At 60.3% G+C, this 19,839-nt stretch carries 23 protein-coding genes and 1 riboswitch; of the genes, 4 read left to right on the top strand and 19 right to left on the bottom strand.

What is annotated here, in order from left to right; genetic code table 11:
* Window positions 1-8: 8 nt before the first annotated feature.
* The 17 genes from cobT to QZ326_RS13375 form a co-directional block, all read right to left on the bottom strand.
* Window positions 9-1,067 (bottom strand): nicotinate-nucleotide--dimethylbenzimidazole phosphoribosyltransferase, encoded by a 1,059-nt coding sequence (gene cobT / locus QZ326_RS02885; RefSeq protein WP_295740997.1) that lies wholly within the window; start codon window positions 1,065-1,067, stop codon window positions 9-11.
* Complete coding sequence (locus tag QZ326_RS02880) at window positions 1,064-2,410, bottom strand: cobyrinate a,c-diamide synthase (RefSeq protein ID WP_295740995.1); 1,347 nt, start codon at window positions 2,408-2,410, stop codon at window positions 1,064-1,066. The genes cobT and QZ326_RS02880 overlap by 4 nt, the downstream gene beginning before the upstream one ends.
* Complete coding sequence (cbiE, locus tag QZ326_RS02875; RefSeq protein ID WP_295740993.1) at window positions 2,407-3,600, bottom strand: precorrin-6y C5,15-methyltransferase (decarboxylating) subunit CbiE; 1,194 nt, start codon at window positions 3,598-3,600, stop codon at window positions 2,407-2,409. The genes QZ326_RS02880 and cbiE overlap by 4 nt, the downstream gene beginning before the upstream one ends.
* Entirely contained in the window at window positions 3,591-4,331 is a 741-nt protein-coding gene (gene cobK / locus QZ326_RS02870; protein WP_295740991.1) for a precorrin-6A reductase, read from the bottom strand. Before cobK ends, cbiE begins: the two co-directional genes overlap by 10 nt.
* Window positions 4,328-5,062, bottom strand: coding sequence for a precorrin-3B C(17)-methyltransferase (cobJ, locus tag QZ326_RS02865; RefSeq protein ID WP_295740989.1), 735 nt, complete (start codon window positions 5,060-5,062; stop codon window positions 4,328-4,330). Before cobJ ends, cobK begins: the two co-directional genes overlap by 4 nt.
* The gene (locus QZ326_RS02860) at window positions 5,055-6,050 is read right to left on the bottom strand and encodes a cobalt-precorrin 5A hydrolase (protein ID WP_295740987.1); all 996 of its coding nucleotides are present in this window, start codon (window positions 6,048-6,050) and stop codon (window positions 5,055-5,057) included. The genes cobJ and QZ326_RS02860 overlap by 8 nt, the downstream gene beginning before the upstream one ends.
* Complete coding sequence (gene cobM / locus QZ326_RS02855; protein WP_295740985.1) at window positions 6,047-6,802, bottom strand: precorrin-4 C(11)-methyltransferase; 756 nt, start codon at window positions 6,800-6,802, stop codon at window positions 6,047-6,049. The genes QZ326_RS02860 and cobM overlap by 4 nt, the downstream gene beginning before the upstream one ends.
* Window positions 6,803-6,805: 3 nt before the next feature.
* Window positions 6,806-7,501 (bottom strand): precorrin-2 C(20)-methyltransferase, encoded by a 696-nt coding sequence (cobI, locus tag QZ326_RS02850; protein ID WP_295740983.1) that lies wholly within the window; start codon window positions 7,499-7,501, stop codon window positions 6,806-6,808.
* Window positions 7,492-8,631, bottom strand: a complete 1,140-nt coding sequence (gene cbiD / locus QZ326_RS02845) for a cobalt-precorrin-5B (C(1))-methyltransferase CbiD (RefSeq protein WP_295740981.1) — start codon at window positions 8,629-8,631, stop codon at window positions 7,492-7,494. Before cbiD ends, cobI begins: the two co-directional genes overlap by 10 nt.
* Window positions 8,628-9,719: an ABC transporter ATP-binding protein gene (locus QZ326_RS02840; protein WP_295740979.1), complete on the bottom strand. Its 1,092-nt coding sequence runs from the start codon at window positions 9,717-9,719 to the stop codon at window positions 8,628-8,630. The genes cbiD and QZ326_RS02840 overlap by 4 nt, the downstream gene beginning before the upstream one ends.
* Window positions 9,720-9,737: 18 nt before the next feature.
* Window positions 9,738-10,757 carry an iron ABC transporter permease gene (locus tag QZ326_RS02835; RefSeq protein ID WP_295740977.1) on the bottom strand — a complete coding sequence of 340 codons (1,020 nt, stop codon included), beginning with the start codon at window positions 10,755-10,757 and terminating at the stop codon, window positions 9,738-9,740.
* A gap of 14 nt (window positions 10,758-10,771) precedes the next feature.
* The gene (locus QZ326_RS02830) at window positions 10,772-11,971 is read right to left on the bottom strand and encodes an ABC transporter substrate-binding protein (RefSeq protein WP_365328147.1); all 1,200 of its coding nucleotides are present in this window, start codon (window positions 11,969-11,971) and stop codon (window positions 10,772-10,774) included.
* The gene (locus QZ326_RS02825) at window positions 11,935-12,855 is read right to left on the bottom strand and encodes a hypothetical protein (protein WP_295740974.1); all 921 of its coding nucleotides are present in this window, start codon (window positions 12,853-12,855) and stop codon (window positions 11,935-11,937) included. Before QZ326_RS02825 ends, QZ326_RS02830 begins: the two co-directional genes overlap by 37 nt.
* Before the next feature lie 83 nt (window positions 12,856-12,938).
* Window positions 12,939-13,955, bottom strand: a complete 1,017-nt coding sequence (locus QZ326_RS02820; RefSeq protein WP_295740973.1) for a sirohydrochlorin cobaltochelatase — start codon at window positions 13,953-13,955, stop codon at window positions 12,939-12,941.
* 200 nt (window positions 13,956-14,155) lie between these two features.
* Window positions 14,156-14,359: riboswitch (cobalamin riboswitch) on the bottom strand.
* Window positions 14,360-14,420: 61 nt separating this feature from the next.
* Window positions 14,421-14,699, bottom strand: a complete 279-nt coding sequence (locus QZ326_RS02815) for a cysteine-rich small domain-containing protein (RefSeq protein WP_295740971.1) — start codon at window positions 14,697-14,699, stop codon at window positions 14,421-14,423.
* A 33-nt stretch (window positions 14,700-14,732) separates the two neighbouring features.
* The gene (locus QZ326_RS02810; RefSeq protein ID WP_295740970.1) at window positions 14,733-15,701 is read right to left on the bottom strand and encodes a lysine exporter LysO family protein; all 969 of its coding nucleotides are present in this window, start codon (window positions 15,699-15,701) and stop codon (window positions 14,733-14,735) included.
* A 251-nt stretch (window positions 15,702-15,952) separates the two neighbouring features.
* Window positions 15,953-16,162, bottom strand: a complete 210-nt coding sequence (locus QZ326_RS13375; protein ID WP_365328167.1) for a DUF4368 domain-containing protein — start codon at window positions 16,160-16,162, stop codon at window positions 15,953-15,955.
* Here QZ326_RS13375 and QZ326_RS13370 point away from each other — a divergent pair.
* The 4 genes from QZ326_RS13370 to QZ326_RS02800 are packed head-to-tail and all read left to right on the top strand — an operon-like array spanning window position 16,110 to window position 18,322.
* Window positions 16,110-16,382, top strand: a complete 273-nt coding sequence (locus QZ326_RS13370; protein ID WP_365328164.1) for a recombinase family protein — start codon at window positions 16,110-16,112, stop codon at window positions 16,380-16,382. The two genes, QZ326_RS13375 and QZ326_RS13370, sit on opposite strands and share 53 nt — an antisense overlap.
* A gap of 2 nt (window positions 16,383-16,384) precedes the next feature.
* Window positions 16,385-16,735 carry a recombinase family protein gene (locus tag QZ326_RS13365; RefSeq protein WP_365328161.1) on the top strand — a complete coding sequence of 117 codons (351 nt, stop codon included), beginning with the start codon at window positions 16,385-16,387 and terminating at the stop codon, window positions 16,733-16,735.
* A 28-nt stretch (window positions 16,736-16,763) separates the two neighbouring features.
* Window positions 16,764-17,810 (top strand): hypothetical protein, encoded by a 1,047-nt coding sequence (locus QZ326_RS02805; protein WP_295740968.1) that lies wholly within the window; start codon window positions 16,764-16,766, stop codon window positions 17,808-17,810.
* Entirely contained in the window at window positions 17,807-18,322 is a 516-nt protein-coding gene (locus QZ326_RS02800) for a hypothetical protein (protein WP_295740967.1), read from the top strand. Before QZ326_RS02805 ends, QZ326_RS02800 begins: the two co-directional genes overlap by 4 nt.
* A gap of 45 nt (window positions 18,323-18,367) precedes the next feature.
* Here the strand turns inward: QZ326_RS02800 and QZ326_RS02795 are convergent, their stop codons facing one another.
* Window positions 18,368-19,087, bottom strand: coding sequence for an ABC transporter permease (locus QZ326_RS02795; protein ID WP_295740965.1), 720 nt, complete (start codon window positions 19,085-19,087; stop codon window positions 18,368-18,370).
* The gene (locus QZ326_RS02790; RefSeq protein WP_295741012.1) at window positions 19,071-19,805 is read right to left on the bottom strand and encodes an ABC transporter ATP-binding protein; all 735 of its coding nucleotides are present in this window, start codon (window positions 19,803-19,805) and stop codon (window positions 19,071-19,073) included. Before QZ326_RS02790 ends, QZ326_RS02795 begins: the two co-directional genes overlap by 17 nt.
* Window positions 19,806-19,839: the final 34 nt, after the last annotated feature.

The raw sequence follows: 19,839 nt of genomic DNA, 5'->3' as shown, positions 1-19,839 counted from the left end.
CGCCCTCCTCACTGCGGCGTATAGGCGTCGATACCCAGACGGCCAAAGGTCTGGCCGCTGTGGTAGACTGCCAGGGCCATATCCAGCAGAGGCAGTGCCGCCACGGCCCCGCTGCCCTCCCCCAGGCGCATTCCGGCGGAGATCAGGGGACTGAGCTCCAGGGCGTCCAGCATCAGGCCTCCCGCCGGTTCGGCGGAGACGTGACTGGCCAGCAGGGCGAACGTCGCCCCAGGGCACAGCCGGGCGGCGCACAACGCCGCCGCGCCGCTGATGAATCCGTCGATCACCACGGGGACACGATATAGCGCGCCCCCCAGAAATACGCCGCACAGGCCCGCGATATCCAGACCGCCTACTTTGGAGATGATGTCGACAGGGTCAGCGGGGTCCGGGCGGTTCAGAGAGAGAGCCCTCTCAATAGCGGCGACCTTCCGGGTGAGCCCTGCGTCGGAGAGGCCCGCCCCCCGGCCGGTGACCTCTGCCGGGGACTTTCCCAGCAGGACGGATGCCAGAGCGCTGGAGGTAGTGGTGTTGCCGATGCCCATCTCCCCGGTGGCGATGATGGACGAACCGCTCTCATGGCATTCCCGCACCAGCTCCGCCCCCAGCTCGATAGCTTGGACGCATTCCGCCCGGGTCATGGCGGGGCCCTGGGTAATGTCCGCCGTGCCGTTGCGCACCCGGCGGTCCCAGACGCCGGGGGTGGAGGGGAAGTCCGCCATTCCCATGTCCACAGGGATTACGCGGCACCGGGCGCACCGGGCCATGTGGCAGACGGTGCTCTCCCCCGCGGCCAGGGCCTGGGCCACGGAGGCGGTGACGGAGCTGCCGCACTGGGCGACCCCCTGGGCAACCACGCCGTTGTCGGCGCAAAGCACCAGCAGCGTCCGACGGTCCAGGGTGATGTCCGGGCTTCCGGTCACCGCTGCGATCCGGGCCAGGGAGGCCTCCAGCAGTCCAAGACTCCCCAGGGGCTTGGCCAGACCGTCCCACCGGGCCAGACAGGCGGCCCTGGCGGCCTCGTCGGGGGCCGTGATCTGCGACAGGATTTCCGAAAGCGTTTTCATATGTGTTCCTCTCTCCAGCGGGCGGCCCGGTCCGCAAAGCGCCGGGCCAGGGGCAGCTGGCTGTTAAAGTGCAGGTGGGGAAAGGCGGCGTACAGGGTAGGGGAGGCAAAGCCGCAGCGCCATACGGTTTCCCGCCCCGCCTTTCGGGCCGCCAGAGCCGTTCCGTTTTCCGTACAGTCCCAGTAGTGGAATTCGTGGGCGGGGACCGTCTCTCCCCGGCGCAGCAGCAGGCTGTCGGAATCCGCTGTTAACGTCAGGTAGCCGAAGCGCTGTAAGCGCCCGGTTTGAAACCCTGCGCCCGCCAGTGCACCGGCCATGGGCCAGGAGGTTCCGGCATCATCCTCCAGCGTCTGCTGGAGGTAGAGAAAGCCGCCGCACTCTGCGACAGTGGGCAGGCCCGCCGTGACGGCGCACCGGATACTCTCCCGCATGGCTTCGTTCCGGCTCAGTGCCCGGGCATGAAGCTCCGGGTATCCTCCCGCCAGATACAGCCCGTCGGTGTTTGAGGGCAGTTCCCGGTCCCGCAGGGGGCTGAAAAAAACCAGTTCCGCGCCGCACTGCCGCAAGGCGTCCAGGTTATCCTCGTAGAAAAAGCAGAAGGCCTCATCCCGGGCCGCGGCGATCCGGCATCGGACCGGAGGGAGCGGGACCGGAGGAGGGGCGCTGTTGGACACGTCTCCTGCCAGGGCCAGCAGGGACCGGATGTCCACGGTCCGCTCCAGCTGAGCGGCCAGGACCTCGATCCGGGCGGAGAGGTCTGCAATCTCCCCGGCGGTCAGCAGTCCCAGGTGGCGGCTTCCAAAGACGGCTTCGTCTATAGGAGGCAGAAAACCTAGTACCGGCAGGCCGGTCTCCCGCTCCAGAATGGGGGCCAGATGGGAGTGGAAAGCGGGCTTGCAGCTGTTCAGCAGCAGTCCCGCCAGATGGCTGGGGGAGCGGAAGGACTGGAGGCCCCGCACCTGAGCGGCCAGGGTCAGGCTGGAGCCGGCGGGGCGCAGCACCAGTACCGACGGGATGTCCTCTGTGTCCGCCGTCTGCCAGGCGCTGGATTCCGCGGTGCCGCCCACGCCGTCATAAAACCCCATAGCTCCCTCCAGCAGGGCCAGATCCGCACGCTGGCAGGCCAGAGTGCGCCGCACGCCCTCCGGGCCTTGTAAGAAGAGATCCAGATTCCGGCTGGGAATGCCGAGCACCTGCGTATGAAACATGGGGTCGATGTAATCCGGTCCGCACTTGAAGGACTGTACTGAGACGCCCCGCCGCCTCAGGGCCGCCAGCAGGGCGCAGGTGACGGTGGTTTTGCCGCTGCCGCTGTTCATAGCGGTGAGCATCAACCGCCTCAAGGCCGCACCCCCGTGATGAGAAATACCGGGTTCTGAGCCGTCAGCAGGTGAAGCGTTCCCACTGGTTTTCCCCGGCTGATGGCGATCTGTGTGATCTCCGTTTCACAGTCCAGAGCCGTGAGTGTCTCCAGAGCGGTGTGCAGTGTCTCCAGGGCGATGGCGGAGACACAGACCCGGGCGCGGGGATTGGCGTCATAGACGGCCTGCAGGATGCGGGGCAGTTCGCCGCCGCTGCCGCCCACAAACACAGCGTCCGGTTTGGGGAGAGCGTCCAGGGCCTCCGGGGCAGAGCCCTCCGCCAGACGCAGATTCCAGGCGCGGAACCGCTCCCGGTTGGCCCGCAGCAATTCCAGGGCCTGCGGATTTCGCTCCACGGCCCAGACGGCCTTGGTTTGCAGAGCCAGCTCCACACTGACGCTGCCCGTGCCCGCACCGATGTCCCAGCACACATCCTCCGGGCCTGCCGCCAGCTTTCCCAAGGCGGCGGCGCGAATCTCCTGCTTTGTCATGGGAACCTTACCCCGCAGAAACGCCTCGTCGGGCAATCCCGGCGTCCGCCGGGGAAGGGTGGGGGCGGCCTCTGCCAGGAGTACGCTCAAAGGAGCGAAGTCCCGCCGGGCGAACTCTGCCGCCGTGCCGGATTCGATATGTTCCTCCGGGTAGGAGAGATTCTCGCCCACGGTCACGGGCAGCGGTCCCAGCCCGGCCTCCGCCAATTGGCGGCACAGGGCTGTGGGGCCCAGAGTCCCGCCGGTGAGGAAGCAGGCGGGCCGGTTCCGGCTCACCGCGTCCACAGCGTCGCAGTCCACGCCGTGGGCGGAGCAGAGGACCCACTCCTGCCAGGGGCGGCCCAGCTTCGCGGCCAGGTACTGCACGCTGGAGATGCCGGGCAGCACGCGGGTTTCAATCTCATACCCCTGCAGAAGAGGCAGGAGGCTCCGGGCACCGGAGTAAAAACCGGTATCTCCGCTGTACAATACGCAGGCGTTTTGACAGCCGGAGGCCAGCAGCAGTTTTACGATCTCTTGGGGCTTGGTGGCGCTCTCCCGCCGGGGAGTGATGCCTGCCGGGAGCTGGCTCAGCAGCCGGGCCGCTCCCACCAGATAGTCCGCCTGGGCCAGGGCGGCCCGAACCTCCTCTGTCAGGGCAGCCGCTGTTCCGCAGCCAAGGCCCGCCAGTGTTACCCGCATGATAGACCCTCCTTGATCCAGAATAGAACCGCGTCCATATTCTCGCCGCCGTCGGCGGGGCGCTCCACCAGTACCACCCGAACCCCGGTGTTTCTGGCGGCGGACAGCTTTTCGTCAAAACCGCCGGGGCTGCCGCCGTCCTTGGTCACCAGCCACGCAATCCGGTATTGCTCCAGCATGGCCTCGTTCAGCTTTTGGGTGAAGGGGCCCTGGAGGGCCAAAATGTTCCGGTGGGGCAGGCCCAGAGCCTCGCAGGCGGCTATGCTGTCATGGGTGGGAAGCACCCGGGCGAAGAGCCGCTCCGGCGGCAGCGGCGAGAACGCCGCCAGCTCCTTGGAGCCCGTTGCCAGAAGAATATTACCGGTCTGCTCCGCCAAAAAGGCGGCGGCTTCAGTACAGCTGGGCACCTGGACTGCGTCCCCTGCGGCGCTCCCGGCCCGCAGGAGCCGCCGCAGAGGCGTATTTGTGTTCTCGCAGGCCGCCCGGACTGCGGCGGTGACGATCTTGGCATAGGGGTGGGTGGCGTCCACACAGGCGTCAAAACCCGCCAGCAGGGTTTCCATGGCGGCCTGGTCCAGCCGTCCTGCCAGTATATGGACACCGGGCAGGCCCGCCAGCTCCTCGGCCCCCAGGGGCGTGGCCACGCTGACGGTGACCTCAGCCCCCAGGGCAGCAGCTTGTCCTGCCAGCACACGGCCCTCGGTGGTGCCGCCGAAGATCAGCAGCTTCATCTCTTAGCCTCATAGCCCCGGGGGGTGACCATCCAGCCGCTTACCGCCTGGGTGGCGCTGCTGCCGATGAACACGGTGGTGAACATATCCACCGTCTCCCCCCGCAGCTCCCCCAGGGTCAGCACCCGGCGCTCCTGGCCCTCCCGGCCGATGTTCCGCACCCAGCCACAGACTGTTTCCCCACTTTTTTCCTCCAGTAAAATGTCACAGGCCTGCCGCAGGTAGTCCGCCCGCTTTTTGGAGGAGGGGTTGTAGAGGCAGATGGAGAAATCCCCCCTGGCGGCGCAGCGGAGGCGGTTTTCGATGGTCTCCCAGGGCGTCAGCAGATCCGACAGGGAGATGACACAAAAATCGTGCATCAGCGGCGCGCCCAGCGCCGCTCCGCCGGAGAGGGCGGCGGTGACACCGGGGACCACCTCCACCTCCACCTCCGGAAACTCCGGACAGAGCTGGAGCAGGGGACCGGCCATGCCGTAAACTCCGGCGTCGCCGCTGCACAGCATGGCGGTGGTCCGCCCTGATTGGGCAAACTCCAGACAGCGGCGGCAGCGCTCAATCTCCCGCGTCATGGGAGTGGTAAAGACCTCCTTGCCCGGATACAGGGGCCGCACCAGGTCGATATACACCATGTAGCCGCACAGCACCTCCGCCCGCTCCATGGCCGTCCGGGCCTGGGGCGTGATCTGCTCCGCTCCGCCGGGGCCGATGCCCACCACATAGACCTTATTCATCCTGCCATCTCCAATCCGGGGAGAAGGGGGCCAGGGCCGCCGCCATGGTCACGCCGTCTCCCGCCTGTTTTTTTACCGCCAGTTTCCCGCCGCTGCCCAGGACCGCGCTCCGCTCGCACACGTTGTCGACTCCGGTGACGCTCTGAACAAACGCGGAGGGAGAGAAGTTCCCCTCCACAGCCAGAAGCGCCTGGGCGGAAAAGGTCTCAAAGGTGAAGCCATGGTCCTGGCAGAATGCCAGGAGCCCGGGCTCATCCTGTTTTAAGTCGATGCTGCAGACCTTGAAAAAGGCCAGGGAGTTCAGGCCGCTGTCCTCCAGGAGCTCCGCAAAAGCCCACTCCAGGGCCGTCTGGGAGGTGCCTCTCCGGCACCCCACCCCCAGTACGGCGATGGCGGGGATCAGGCGCAGCGCGTTTCCGCTCTCCTGGCGGAGGGTGAGCAGGGCGTCGCAGTCCCGCTCTTCCGCCAGGGCTGCATGGTCCGGTATCCGTCCTGCGATGGGCCAGGGACTGTAAATGCCGGCGGTCCCGCCGGCGAGCACCTTGGCGGAGACCCGGAGGATGGCCTCGGGATTCTGCACCCGGCAGTTCTGCCGTTTGGCCCACTCGTCCACGGCAAAGAGCCCCCGGGCATCCGTGGCGGTGGTAATCACCGGCACCGCGCCGCATAAGGCGGCGATCCTCCGGGCCAGGCCGTTGGCTCCGCCTAGATGGCCGCTGAGGAGGGATACTGCGAAGCGGCCCGCCTCGTCCACCACCACCACAGCAGGGTCAACGGTCTTGTGGCGTACGTGGGGGGCGATGGCCCGCACGGCAATGCCCGCCGCCCCCACAAACACCAGCGCCTGGGACTCCTTCCAGGCCGCGGCCGTCCACTCCGCTAGGCCCTGGGGCGCGCCGCAGCGGGCGGCCTGGCCGTCCAGAGCAGCTGCCAGTGTTTGGGCCAGGGCATATCCCCGGTCTGTGAAGGCCAGCAGCCGGACGGTCATCGGGAGGCCTCACGGAATCCCGTGGTAAAGGATGGGTCGTAGAGCCTGCTCCGCTGGTAGTCCGGATTCAGGAAGTTTCCCACCAGCACCAGGGCCGTTTTGGAGATCTGGTGCTCCCGGCCCGCCTCTGCCAGGGTGCCTACGGTACAGCGGACCACCTTTTCCTCCGGCCAGGTGGCCTTGTATACCAGGGCCGCCGGGGTAGTGGGGGTATAGGCCCCCTTCAGGAGCTCCTCCTGAAGTCCATCCAGCATTCCGGCCGACAAAAAGACTACCATGCTGGCTCCATGGGCCGCCCAGGCGGCAATGGACTCCGGCTCCGGCACTGGAGTGCGTCCCGCCATACGGGTGATGACCACCGACTGGCTTACCTCCGGCAGGGTGTACTCCGCCTGGGCAGCCGCCGCCGCGCCGCAGAAGCTGGAGACCCCGGGCGTATCGTCATAGGGGATGTTCAGGGCGTCCAGAGCGTCCATCTGTTCCCGGATGGCTCCATACAGACAGGGGTCGCCGGTATGAAGGCGGACAGTGGCCCTCCCAGCCTGTTCTGCCGCCTCCATGACGGCCAGGACCTGCTCCAGGGTCATCTCCGCGCTGTTGTGGACGGTGCAGTCCGCTTTGCACAGCTCCAGCAGCGCCGGATTCACCAGACTGCCGGCGTAGATGACCACGTCCGCCGCTTTCAAAAGCTCCGCCCCCCGGAGGGTGATGAGGTCCGGCGCACCGGGCCCCGCTCCCACGAAATGAATCATAATTTACTCCTTTACGATGACGGTGGCGAAATACCCCGTCTCCGACCGCAGGTGTTGAAGATCCCGGCAGACCTGTTCTGTGGGCAGGCCGCAGTCCCGGACCATGGCGGCCTTCTCTAAAAGGCCCTTCCGGCGCAGCGCTTCTGCCGCCTGGGGGAGCTGTTTGCCGGACTTCATCAGCACTTTGGTCCCCGGCAGGCTCAGCTGCTCTTCCAGGGCGTCTCTGCTGGCGGGGAGAATGTGCAGGGGAGAGGAGGCGGTGGTGAGGCTGACGCCCAGGCGGGCCGCCACAGCGCAGAAGCTGGGCACGCCGGGGACCATCACAGCTTCATACCCGCTGCCAGTGAGAATGTCCATCAGGTAGCCAAAGGTGGCGTAGATGGACACGTCCCCCAGGTTCAGCATGGCAACGTCCCGCCCCGCCGAGAGATGGGCTGCAATATCCTCCGATGCCCGCAGATGGGAGGCGCGGAGGACGGCGGGGTCCCGGGACATAGTGAAATTCAGGGGAAGGATGGTCTTTCCCTCCAAGGACATGGCCTGATGGACAATGTCCAAGGCCAGCATCTCACCGCTTCTGGTCCGGGGCGCCGCGATGACCGGACAGCGCTCCAGTGTCCGCAGAGCCTTCAGCGTCAGCAGCTCCGGGTCGCCGGGGCCCACGCCCACGCCGTAGAATACACCGTTTCTCACTTCCATGCCTCCATGATCTCCTTTACAGCTTCGGTCTGCCCCAGAGGGCCGTACTCGTTGGAAAACAGGATTGCTCCCACCAGAAATACCCCGGCGGCCCGGCGGTCCAGATGGAGGTGGATGGCGGAGAGCATGCTCTCCAGTACCGCCGTCCGCAGGCCCGCATTGTCCAAAATGGCAATGCAGCCGTCGGAGGAAGGGGCGTCCATCAGGGCGCGGCACGCCGCCGTGGAAGCACCGCACACCGCCGCGTGGGCACAGAACAGCTCCGTGCGGCAGTCCGCATAGCGGCTGTGGGTGTTCATGATCCCACCGGCCAGCTTTCCCAGCTTGCCGGTGTGCCCTGCCAGCAGGACGGTCTCAAAGTTCTCCGCGGCGCAGGCGTCCAGGGCCTCGCCAATGAAGTTGGAACATTTTACCACCGGAACCCCGCGCCTGTCCAGCCCTTGGGTCCGGAGAAAGTCCATTCCGTAGTTCCCGGGAGTGAGGATGATGTGCCGGTTTCCCTGGGCCGCGGCCTGACGGATCTCCAGAGTTACAGTGTCCGCCAGGGCCCGGAGGCTCATGGGCTCCACAATGCCGGAGGTGCCCAGAATGGAGATGCCCCCCATAATGCCCAGTTCGGGGTTGAACGTCTTTTTCGCGGCCGCCTCACCGCCGGGGACGGAGATGGTGATCCGGACTCCGCCGCCGTATTTCAGCTCGCCGCACACAGCCGCCGCGGCCTCCCGGATCATCTGCCGGGGCACGCGGTTGATGGCGGCGGCGCCCACCGGCTGGTCCAATCCGGGCTTTGTCACACGGCCCACACCGGGGCCGCCCTCAATGGCCACGCCGGGAACCTTCTGCCGCTCCGCGTGGGCGAAGACCAGCAGTCCGGCGGTGGCGTCGATGTCGTCCCCGCCGTCCTTGCGGACGGCGCAGGCGGCCCTGCCGTCTGTAAAGCGGCAGGATTCCAGCGGGACCTCCACCGTGAGGCCCTTGGGGGTTTCCAGGGAGGCGGAGGAGGGCGGAACCCCGGTCAGAAGCAGCCGGACGGCTCCCGCCGCCGCCAGGGCTGCGCAGGTTCCGGTGGTGTAGCCGCAGCGAAGCCGCCTGCCGCCGGAGAGGATATAGTGTTCAAATCCCGCGCTCATGAAAGTTTCCCCGCCTTCTCCGCCAGCTCCCGGAGGAGGCGGTTTTTTTCATTCATGGGTCCAAAGGCGGAGAGGGGACAGAGAACCCTGGGACAGCGCTCCATCTGCTCCGCCGCACAGCGGAAGGCCGCGTCCCCGATGGGGATAAAGGCCGCCTCGGAGATTACCGCCGCCGCCAAGGCTTTGGCCACCGGATAGTCCAGGTCGTTTTCATGGAGCACTCCGGCAGCAAAGGGCACTCCCTGCCGCTGAAGACGGCGGTACACCGGGATACCGCTTCCCCCGCCGCCGATGACGAACACTTGGGGAGCTCCGGTGGGAGGCTCCAGCTCCAGGCAGCCGAAATCCGGGTTATAGCTGCCTCGGGCGGCGTCATACAGCGCTAAGATATATTCAGCAGTAAAGATATCCTCCGGCGGACCGCAGCGCTCAATGGCACAGTTGTGGACACAGACCGCATAGTCGGAGATCTTCTGGGCCAGGTCCAGCTCGTGGAGGCTCATCAGCACCGCCAGACCCTGCCGGCGTACCATGTCCTTGAGGATGGAGAGCAGCTCCAGCTTGTAGCGGATGTCCAGAAAAGAGGTGGGCTCGTCCAGTACAATGACCTCCGGCTCCTGGCACAGGGCCCGGGCCAGCAGAACGCGCTGGCGCTGCCCGTCGCTGATCTGAGAAAAATCCCGGTCTGCCAGGTCCTCCCCGTGGACCAGGACCAGGGCCTCGTCCACCTTGGCCCAGTCCGCCGCTGTCAGCAGGCCCAGCTTTCCGGTGTAGGGATAGCGCCCGGTGGCCGTTACATCCCGGCAGGTCATCAGTTCCGGATGGACCCGGTCCGTCATCAGGACGGAGAGCCGTTTGGCGGTCTCCAGGGCCGTCATTTGACTCATGGAGCGGCCATCCAGATATACCGTGCCGCGGATGGGGGCGATCTGGCGGATGATGCTGCGCAGAATAGTGGACTTTCCTGAGCCGTTGGGGCCGATCAGGGACATGACCTCCCCCCGGCGCAGATGGAGGCAGATATGGTCGATGAGGGGCTGACCGTTGTATCCGACGGACAGGTCCTCCGTGTAAAGATAGTCCCGCATCCGGCGGCGCCTCCTTGCTTACAGATTGGATTTTCCCCGCTGGAAAACCATCATGTAGATCACGATGGGTGCGCCGAAGACGGCGGTAACGGAGCTGATGCTGACCTCTGTGGGGGCGAAGGCTGTCCGGGCGATGAGGTCACAGAACAGGCAGAATACCGCGCCCCCCAGAAAACACGCCGGGATGATCAAAATGGGCTTGGCAGTGCGGAAGAGGCTCTTGACCAGATGGGGCACGGCAATGCCCACAAAGGAGATCGGGCCTGCGAAAGCTGTGACGCAGGCGGAGAGGATGCTGGAGAGCAGGATCAGCGCCAGTCGGAAGGCCTTGATATTCACGCCCATGTTCTGTGCATACACCTCTCCCATCTGGTAGGCCCCGATGGGCTTGGAGAGAAGAAAGGCCAGCACCATGGCGACGCCTACCACCACAGCCATTACTGCCACACTGTCCCAGTAGATGCCGGAGAAGCTGCCCATGGACCAGTTGTGGAGGTTGACGATGTTGGAGTCCTCGGCAAAGGTGACGGCGAAATCCGTGATGGCGGAGCAGATATATCCGATCATCACGCCGCAGACCACCAGCATGCTCATCCGTTTCACCCGCTGGGAGATCAGCAGAATAAAGCCCATGGAGAGCATCGCTCCCGCAAAGGCGGCGGCGATCAGCGCCGCTGAGCCGGCGATCAGCCCCCGGCTCAGTAGAGAGATCATCACCAGGGACACCGCCAGCTTGGCTCCGGAGGAGATGCCCAGCACAAAGGGGCCGGCGATGGGATTGGCAAAAAAGGTCTGGAGCAGGAAGCCGGAGACGGACAGGCCGCCGCCCAGAATGACGGCGGCACAGATCCGGGGCAGCCGGAGGGTGCGGACAATTCCGTATTCCGTACTGCCGTCCGGAGGACTGAATAAGATATGGAGGATCTCTGCTCCGGTGAGCGGTACGCTGCCGGCATTGATGTTCCAAGCCGCCAGAAGGGCAAGCAGGACAAACAACAAAAGAAAGGCGCACCAGTAGCGGGAGTGGGCTTGTTTCATGGTCTGTGCCTCCGTCAGTCCAGATGGTGCAGGTAGGTCAGCGGGACGTCCACACCGGAGAGGACAGTGTGGAGGTCCGTAATCAGGTCCCCCAGGCCCAGGCTCTCCTGGAAGAGGTTCTTCCCGGTGCACCAGACGTTTCCCGTCTGCACGGCCTTGAAATCCGCCAGGACGCCGCTCTTCTCCAGCAGCTGGTCCACGGTCTGGAGCTCACCGTCAATGGCGCTGTTGTAGATCAGCACGTCCGCATTCCGGGCGCCCTCGTAAAAGGACTCCATCTGCATGTTCATGGTGGATTTGACTCCATCGCCGCTCTCCAAATCCGAAAAGGCGTAGATTCCGCCGGCCAGGCCGATGGACTTTGCGATATAATCTCCAGAGCGGCGCACATTCACTGCTCCGGTGGAGGTGATATAGAAGAAGGCTACGGTTTTTCCCGTGTTCTCCTGCTCCAGAATGGGGGTGAGCCGCTCCATGAGACCGTTGAAATAGGACTCCGCCTCCGCCTCTTTTCCCAGCAGAGCGGCGTACAGCTTGATCCACTCCATGCGGCCTAAGGGATGGCTCTCATAGCTGGAGCGCTCCACCAGCACCGGTATGCCCAGCCGCTCCAGCTGCTCTTTGACCTCCGGATTGTGGTAGATCATGGTGGACTCCACCGCCAGGTCACAGCCTGCATCCAGAATGCGCTCGTAGTCCGGGGCATTGTACTTTCCGGCATAGGTCATGCGGCCTGCCTCCATGGCCTCCCGGGCCGCCGGGATGTACCAACCGGAGGTGTCCACGCCGGAGAGGGTGACGGCGCCGATGGCGTCCAGCTGCCGGAAGAGGTCCATGGCAGAGGTGGCCACCAGGTAGATGCTGTCCAGGGGCTGACGCAGCACCGCGATTTCCTCCGGGACGCCGGAGGGGATTTCCGCTCCCTCCGGCACTACCAGATAGTGGTTTCCGTCTCCAACGGCAATTTTTTGATAATTTCCAGTATAATACTCCACAGAAAATTGCTCCGCGTATAGGAGATCCAGACTGCGCTCATATTCCAGCGCGTCCCAGGAGAGGGCCTGGGGCGCCTCCGGCTCCGGCGGCAGCGGCGGCTCCGTCTGTTGAGCACAGCCGCAGAGAGACAGCAAAACCAGCAGCGCCAGGAGACTCCGGAGGGGCGGACAGCTCCCCTTGGTCATGACGCGCTTTCGATGGAGGCGGAGTCGAAGCACAGGGTGTACTCGATCTCGTGAGGGGTGCTCATAGCGGTGGTGTCGGCAAAGACCACCAGCTTGCGGTCAAAATACGCCGCCGGAATCTCAAAGGTGGAATTACCCTCTGTGTTCAGGGGGAGAAACTTCTCCTCATCGATCCGCATATAGTCATAATTGGAGCTGCCCCAGACAATGGTGGCATAGGCTATGCCGCCCTCTACCCGCAGTGCGGCGGGAGAGTCCACCCTGGCTTTGCCAGAGCCGCCCTCCAGAGCCACGGAGACGGTGTAGCTGCCATCGGCCAGGCCCAGACTTTCTGCTGTGGCGAAGATTCCGCCCTGAAAGGCCTCAGCTGGCAGAGAGTCCGCCCGGAAGACCAGAGTGCGGTCATACCACATCTCTTTCTTCTTGCTGTACGCCGCGCAGTTGACGCCCATATCCAGGGCCTCCACGGGGAGAGTGAAGGTGTGGGCGCCGCCTTCGACCTCCGAGTAGGGGATCAGGACGCTCTCCTCTGCTTGGGCGGCCTCCTCGCCAGTGCCGGGGAAGACGTAGAGATAGCCCGTGCCGCCCATGTGCATCACGGCGGTCATTTTCCCTCCGGCCACCGTCAGCTCGCAGGCGGTGATGTTGAACATGGAGGAGCTGGAGTCTACCGTGACAGCATAGGAGCCGTCCCGGAGGGAATCGGCGTAGACAGGGACCAGATCCGGGTCCACTACATCCTCTACCGGGGCCATCTGGTCAGCGGAGGCCACCTTGGAAGCCTCCGGGGGTTCCGGCTCCGCCGCCGGAGGCGGAGTCACCGGTTCGGAGGGGGCGGCGTCCGGCGCGGCGCCGCAGCCAGCGGACAGCAGGACTGTCAGAATCAGGGAAAACAGCAGAAGAAAGAATTTTTTCATGATTTAACCTCCGTGTTTTGCACGGCAGGCCGGAGCCCAGCCTGCCGTACAAAGAAATGACTTGTGAGACGCAGCGGATGCGGTTATCCCAGCGTGTCAATGGCGGTCTGGGCGTGGGCAACCAGCAGGTTCTGAATGGCCTCGTACTCGCCCAGACCTTTCAAAACGCACTCCACCTCATAGCCAGCATTCTCAAAAACAGTCTTCCAGGTGTCCTCATCGTCGCCAGCCATGTCGTTGTTGGCGTGGTCGCCGGAGACGATCATCATGGGCTGGAGCACCACCCGCTCATAGCTGCCCGCCTGGACCATGGCCAGCACGTCGTCCAGGGTGGGGGCGGCCTCCACGGTGCCAATGAAGTAATTGGCATACCCGGCGTCGGTCATCACCTGCTGCATCCTGGCGTAGATGGCGTTGGAAGCGGCCTCCGTGCCGTGGCCCATGAAGCAGATGGCGGTCTTGCCGTCGTCGTATTGGGCGGTGGCCTCCGCCATGACCTTGGACACAATCTGGAAATCCTCATCGGAGGTCAGCAGGGGCGCGCCGATGGCCATGGCCTCAAATGCGTCGGCGTACTGGGCTGCCTCGTTGACCACGTCGTTGTACTCCAGGCCGTCCATCAGGTGGGTGGGCTGAATTACCAGGCGCTTAACGCCGTTTTCCACGGCCCGGTCCAGCGCCTGACCTACGTTGTCGATGACCTCGCCGTCCCGGCGCTGAACGTGGTCAATAATGATCTGGGCAGTGAAGCCCCGGCGCACGGACCAGTCCGGGAAGGCCTTCTCCATGGCCTCCTCAACGGCGCCGATGGTCAGGCGGCGGTTGTCGTTGAAGCTGGTGCCGAAGCTGATGACCAGCAGCTCGTCCTCACCGATGCCGTCCTGATTCCGGGGGTTGTCCAGAGAGGCGTCGCCGGTGGTGTAGTCCTCACCGTCCTCTTCGGCGGGCTCCGGCGTCTCATTTTCCGCAGGAGCGGGAGCGTCCTGGTTGGGGGCGGGATCCTGGGGGGCGTCGCTGGTTTTGTTTCCGCCGCATCCGGTCAGCATTCCGGCCACCATGGCGGCCATGACCAGCAGGGAAAGCAGTCTTTTTTTGTTCATCTGTGTATTCCTCCTTGTGTTTCCGGGGCGGGGATAAACGCCGCCGCTCTGATGTATGGTAAAATTTTACACCAGTAATTTTAAGGTACAGGAATACGCAGGACAAAAAAAGCGGTCATCTTATCAAGATGACCACAAGCGCGAACCCTTTAAGGGGAAGCGGTACAATCAAGCCCTCGTGATCTGGAACACCGAACGGTATTCCTGTACCAGCAGGCGGCAGGTTTCCTGACTCGTAAATCATCGCGCGCCATCGCCTTCCCGGCTTTCGCCAGTGGCTGTCCTGTTTTGACTGAGACAGCGCGCTCATTACATACAGTGACGAGATCGTACAGGCCTTGCACCTGTTTCCCTATTACCCGTTCCTTCGGATAAGGAACGGCTCCGACTGCTTTGCGATATTTATCTTTCGATAATATTATACTACACCGCAGGTGAAAACGCAAGACCCGGCCGGCATTTTCTTCACGGTTTCCGGGACTGCTCTGACGCCGCCTCCGAGAACTTCCGGATGATATAGCCGTAATTCTCCGGCCGGTGAGGGATGGTGCAGCCGCTGCAGTCCTTGATGCCGGAGGCGGTGTAGGTGAACTTTCCGCCGCACTGGTTCCCCATGAGGTACAGGGGGCAGTAGCAGAAGAGGCAGTTGAAGGACGCCGCATCCACCCCCTGGTGGCAGGGGAAGAACTCGCAGTCCCTGTGGGAGAAGTGGGAGTAATTTTTATCGCGCCAGGATTCATCCATAGGAAAGCTCCTCTCTGTTTGAAATAAAGGATATCACAGTGCTACGATAGCGGACACCAGCAGGGGCACCGCAAGAGAGAGCACTACGCCGCTGGTAAAGGAGTAGATGGTAATCCGCTCATGGGTGGCGCCGATTACCACGGGGAGGACGGTGTCCATGGCTGCCGCTCCCGGCAGGGCTACGCATTCCACAAAGCCGATGTGCCGGGCCACCAGCGGAATGGTCAAAATGGCGAAGACCTCCCGCATGACGTTGGCCAGAAAGCACACGGCGGATACCGGCAGGGAATAGGGAGCCAGCAGGCTGGGGGCCAGGGAGTACCAACCGAAGCCGGCGGCCACTGCCATGGCGTCTTTGGGGCCGATCTCCAGCGCCAGACCTACCAGGGCCGCCGCCACCAGAGAGCCGGCAGCCACCGCCGCGGGAATCAGAAGTACCTTGAAGCCCGCGGTTTTGATATCGGAGACCACTGTGCCCTGCTTGCCCATGTCCATGCCCACCAGGAACAGCAGCAGGTACAATCCCAGATCGATCACCTGCCCGCAGTAGGCCACCACTGCGTCCGGAACCAGGAAATAACCCGCCAGCATTCCCAGAGCCACGGCCCCCACGATCCACTTGGTCAGGGAGTTGTCAGCCTTCTGGCCGCTCTCACCACCAGACTCCGTTCCGGCGCCAGCACCTGCCGGCACTCCCTGCCGGTCCAGCCGCAGCACAAAGCGGCGCAGGAGCCACAGGGCCAGTACGGAGCCGGCCATGGCGGCTACAGTGATTAGAAAGGCGGTCCAGCCGATTTGCCCCAGGGAGGTGATGACCTCATCGTCTGCTCCCAGCTTTACCCCCAGGGAGACAATCAGGATCATCAGCGCCGCCAACTGGAGCTTTCCCAGCCAGGGGAGAGGCCGTGTGCGCACGCTGGGACGGGAGCCCAGCCATGCGCCCAGAGCCACTGCGGCGATGTAACCGGCCAGATTCCAAAGCGTGCCAAGAGCGGTGTTCATGAGATCACTCCGTTTTCAAGTTTTTTCTCTTCCAGTATACATGGATTCCGGTGTCTGTGCAAGTGCGGGATCATGATGATATCCATCCGGAAAAGTCATGACGTGCCGGATGGCGCCGCCGGAACCGTATACCATATGAATGAGTTTTAATAGGAACACTGTAATATCAAGGGTTTCCACGCATAAAGAACATTTTGATATTTCGGAGGGAAGTAACAGCTTGGTGCAACAGCGCCATGCTGTTACTTCTTTTACCTGCGAAATTCCGGGGAAAAATCAACCTCCCCAATAAAGTTGTAGTGTACGTCAATCCGCTGGATGCGGTGGCCGCTGGACTTGTCGGCTTCGTGGACAACGATCTTGTCCACAAATTCATGCAGGAGTTGGGAAGTCAACGATGTCGGCTCGGTGTACTTCTTTACAATTTTCAGAAAACTTCTGACATTGACAGCCTGCGCTATTTTGGGAAAAACTCAGTTCATAAATGGAGTGCAAGTCAAAAATATTGATTTGAATGCTAAAACTGTCATGATGAGTCATCATCCAGCAATTATCACGAAAGAATTGTTTGAACTTGTCCAAATGAAAAAAAGCGCAGATGTCGCTCTCACGAAAGATAAAAGGGGCCATATGAGGACCACAAGAATAATTCCACCAATAATAAAGCTCCGGCAAAACTAAGAATAGCAGCATATTGCCGTATCACTATCCGAGCGGCTGAACAGCGATCCAGTTTAATGGCACAGAAACGCTATTATGAGGACCATATCAAACAAAATCCAATTCGAGAGTTCGCTGGTGTATATTCCGATATAGGTAGCGGAACACGGATAAAAGGGCGGGGCAGGTTTAAGGCATTGCTATTGGCCTGCAAACACGGTAAGGTTGACATGATTCTCACGAAATCTGCTCATCGCTTTGCTCGAAACACAGTTGACTCCTTAAAAACGAATCGGATGCTGAAAAGGTGGAACATTGGTATCTATTTTGAGCAAGAAGATAACAAATTACTTTATCTTTATTTAAGATGGTAGTAACATTTCAAAAGGAGGCACAGATTTTATGCTATCAAAGGAAATATTAGATTATATCAAAGAAAAGTTATCTGTTGTCAACGATCAAGATATTAATGATGTTCCTTTGACTGATGGCCGATCTGGAGCAGAGGTGTATAGCATCAAGGTAAAAAGCCGCAGGAACCGTTTAAATGGCCGTCACATCATTAAAATCTGCACCACTGCAGGGGACCGAGATGAAAATGAGGCGGCCAAGGCCCGGCAGCTTTACGACTATGCTCCTCAATTCTCCAATCATTTAGTTAAGGTAGAAGCAACGGGCCAAGTTGGTGGAAAGGATGTTATCATCTATAGCCAAGCGAATAATAGCCAGATGCATTCCGTCGCTTTTTCCACTTTGGATGGAGTGCGTATTGCAAAATACGCCCGATGGGCGTTGCGTGACCTGCTGGCCGTTTTGAATGAAACAGTACAGATTGATGGAACTGCGGAAGATTTTTATAGTCGCCTGTTAAAAAAGCAACTCGGAGAGAACGGGCGGTTTGCCCCTAGGATGGAGGTACTGCTGGACCGTTCTGGGGCAGAATGCATTGCCATTAACGGTACCATCTATCCTAATCCGCTCTATTTTATGAGACATATCGCCGGTTGGAGCAGCCACCTATCTGACATCCACCTCTTTAAAGGCGCGGTGCACGGTGATTTGCATGGTTTTAATCTGCTGGCTACAGACAATTCCTATTCAATTATCGACTTTGACAGCACGGAGTTTAACTCTTATCTGCTGTTTGACCATGCCTACTTTGAATTTAGCGCTTTTTATGACAATTTTAAAGACAACGATCTAAATCGTTGGAACGGAATGCTGGAGCAGATTATCACGCTTTCGCCGTTTGAGTCAGCTGCAGCAAACGAGTATTACCTGGAGTATATGGTTCGAAATGCTGTATGCGGAAGCATCTCAGATTGGGTGGAAAGTGCGAATTTAGAGAATGAAAAAGATGATATTGAGATCCAGTTCTTAATGGCCAGAATTGCGGCGGGGATCAACTTTTTTTGCAAAAAAACTGCTCAAAGATTGGCAAACAGTTGAAGGTTCTGCTCTATATCTCTCATTGCTTTAAGCTTTTGCTGGAGAAAATTGATTTTCCTTATGATGAAAATGATATCAGCAGCCTAAACCTTCCCGCAGCATTTACTGATACTGAAGATCTTTGGGATGATTTCTTAAAGTTTACTAACTATGTTTCTGTTCTTGTCACAGACGATGCGTATACGTCAAAGGATATAGCAGAACTTAAAGGCCTCTGCAATGTCCAATGGTCCTTGGTAGTGGATATTGGTCAGGAGAAGAATGAGCCAATACTGTATAAGAACTTTTTGGAAAATTTTAAAACGGCATCAGTCAAACGGGTCGACTTAATCGCCAGCGAAATGGCAGATACCTTCGCTTACGCACTCAGCGTCCTCTCCTTGCGCAGTTCAGAGGATAGTAGCTACTCCAAATTGTGGCGAAATTACGGAAAGCAAGTACTTAAAAATTTAGAGCGGCTGCTGTCAGAAAATCCCCAGGTCCCGTTGGTACTGGTTTTTGATTGTAGCTAGGAGTCACTGATTTTCCGGGATCAATTGATTAATCATCTTTGCGATTTACATCTCCCAAGCGCGACCCGTTTCGTATCGCTCCGCGCCCGGTTTTCTGAGGCACTCCATCAAGAACGTAAAGAATTGGAGAGCGAACATCGCTGGCACTTCATTGAACATTTCGACGCAACCTTGGTGAATGTCGCTCAAGGCTGTGATATGTATCTGAATACAGCTTGCAAAAGATGAAACGATGGTCGCAATCGTGGACTTCTTTATCATTCCGATATAGAGCGGGAGCAGACCCAGCAGAACAGCCGACAATGCTGTGACAGCTTGTGTTATCAGATTTGCGGGGCTGACAGTGACAAAGGGGAAATATTTGCTTGCAACGGACAAGCAGGTAAATTGAAAAACGCCGGACAGCGCGTGAAACAGGAGCATGACGACGCATATCAGAATGATTTTTACAGCAATCAATTTCCCACGCTGGACAGGATAGGTAAAGAGCAGGTTGATCGTTTTGTTTCGGTATTCTTCCACGATAAATACCGAAATCAAGACCGCCTCCCAAACAATCAGCGTAGCCCGTACGAGCATGGTTGCCAGCGTCAATGTATCCAGTTGCGCGGGAGGCAGGCCGGTCACAGCAACCCCGCCGCCTGCGTTCAAAAGGGAGGATGTAAATGCGCTCAACAGGGCAATCACGATATTTGCGGCCAGCAGTCCGATGAAATGTGATTTGAGAGAAACCCTTTTCAATTCCAGCTTAATGAGGTTTAGCACCGCTTTTACCCCCTCCCAGCAATTCCAAATAGTAGGTTTCAAGGTTCATGCCCTTTTTCTCAATTTCCGCCATGGATATTTCCGCAAGCATGGAGCCGTGGTCTATGATACCGATAGTGTCCGCGATTTTGGACAGCTCGTCCAGGATATGGCTGGATATTAAAATGCTTGTGTGGTACTCCCGGTTGATTTGCCGGAGAAGTTCCCGGACTTCAAGAATGCCCTGCGGGTCTAAACCGTTGATTGGTTCATCCAGAATGAGCAGTTCCGGCCTTGTCAGAAAGGCCCTTGCAAGGGCAAGCCGCTGTTTCATGCCTAAAGAAAATTTCCCCACCATCTTGCTGTCTGTTTCCGAGAGGCCCAGCATCGCCAGCGTTTCCCCAATGCGTTCATAGCCTGCGCCCATGTAGCCGCAATGCAGTTCCAGATTTTCGCGGGCGCTTAGATGCTGATAGAAAACCGGGCTTTCGATGATGCTCCCAATCCGGGAGAAAACAGGGTGGTTTCCCTTTTCAACGCGCTCCCCCAACAGGGTAATCGTTCCAGCGTCCGGGGTCATGATGTGATAGAGCGTTTTCATCAGCGAGGTTTTCCCCGCGCCGTTTGCGCCTAAAAAGCCGTAAATCTCGCCCTGTTTCACACTCATGGTTATATCGTTCAGTATGGGGCTGCCGTCAATGGTCTTGGACAGGTGGTGGGTTTCAACTGCATAGGTCATGCCTGCGCCGCCTCCCCGGATTGGTTCAGCCGCT

It is taken from the genome of uncultured Oscillibacter sp. (genome assembly GCF_910587525.1).
In the GTDB taxonomy this organism is placed as follows: Bacteria; Bacillota; Clostridia; order Oscillospirales; family Oscillospiraceae; genus Oscillibacter.
Note: the sequence above shows the minus strand (reverse complement) of the source record. Positions and strands in the feature narration are given on the sequence as shown.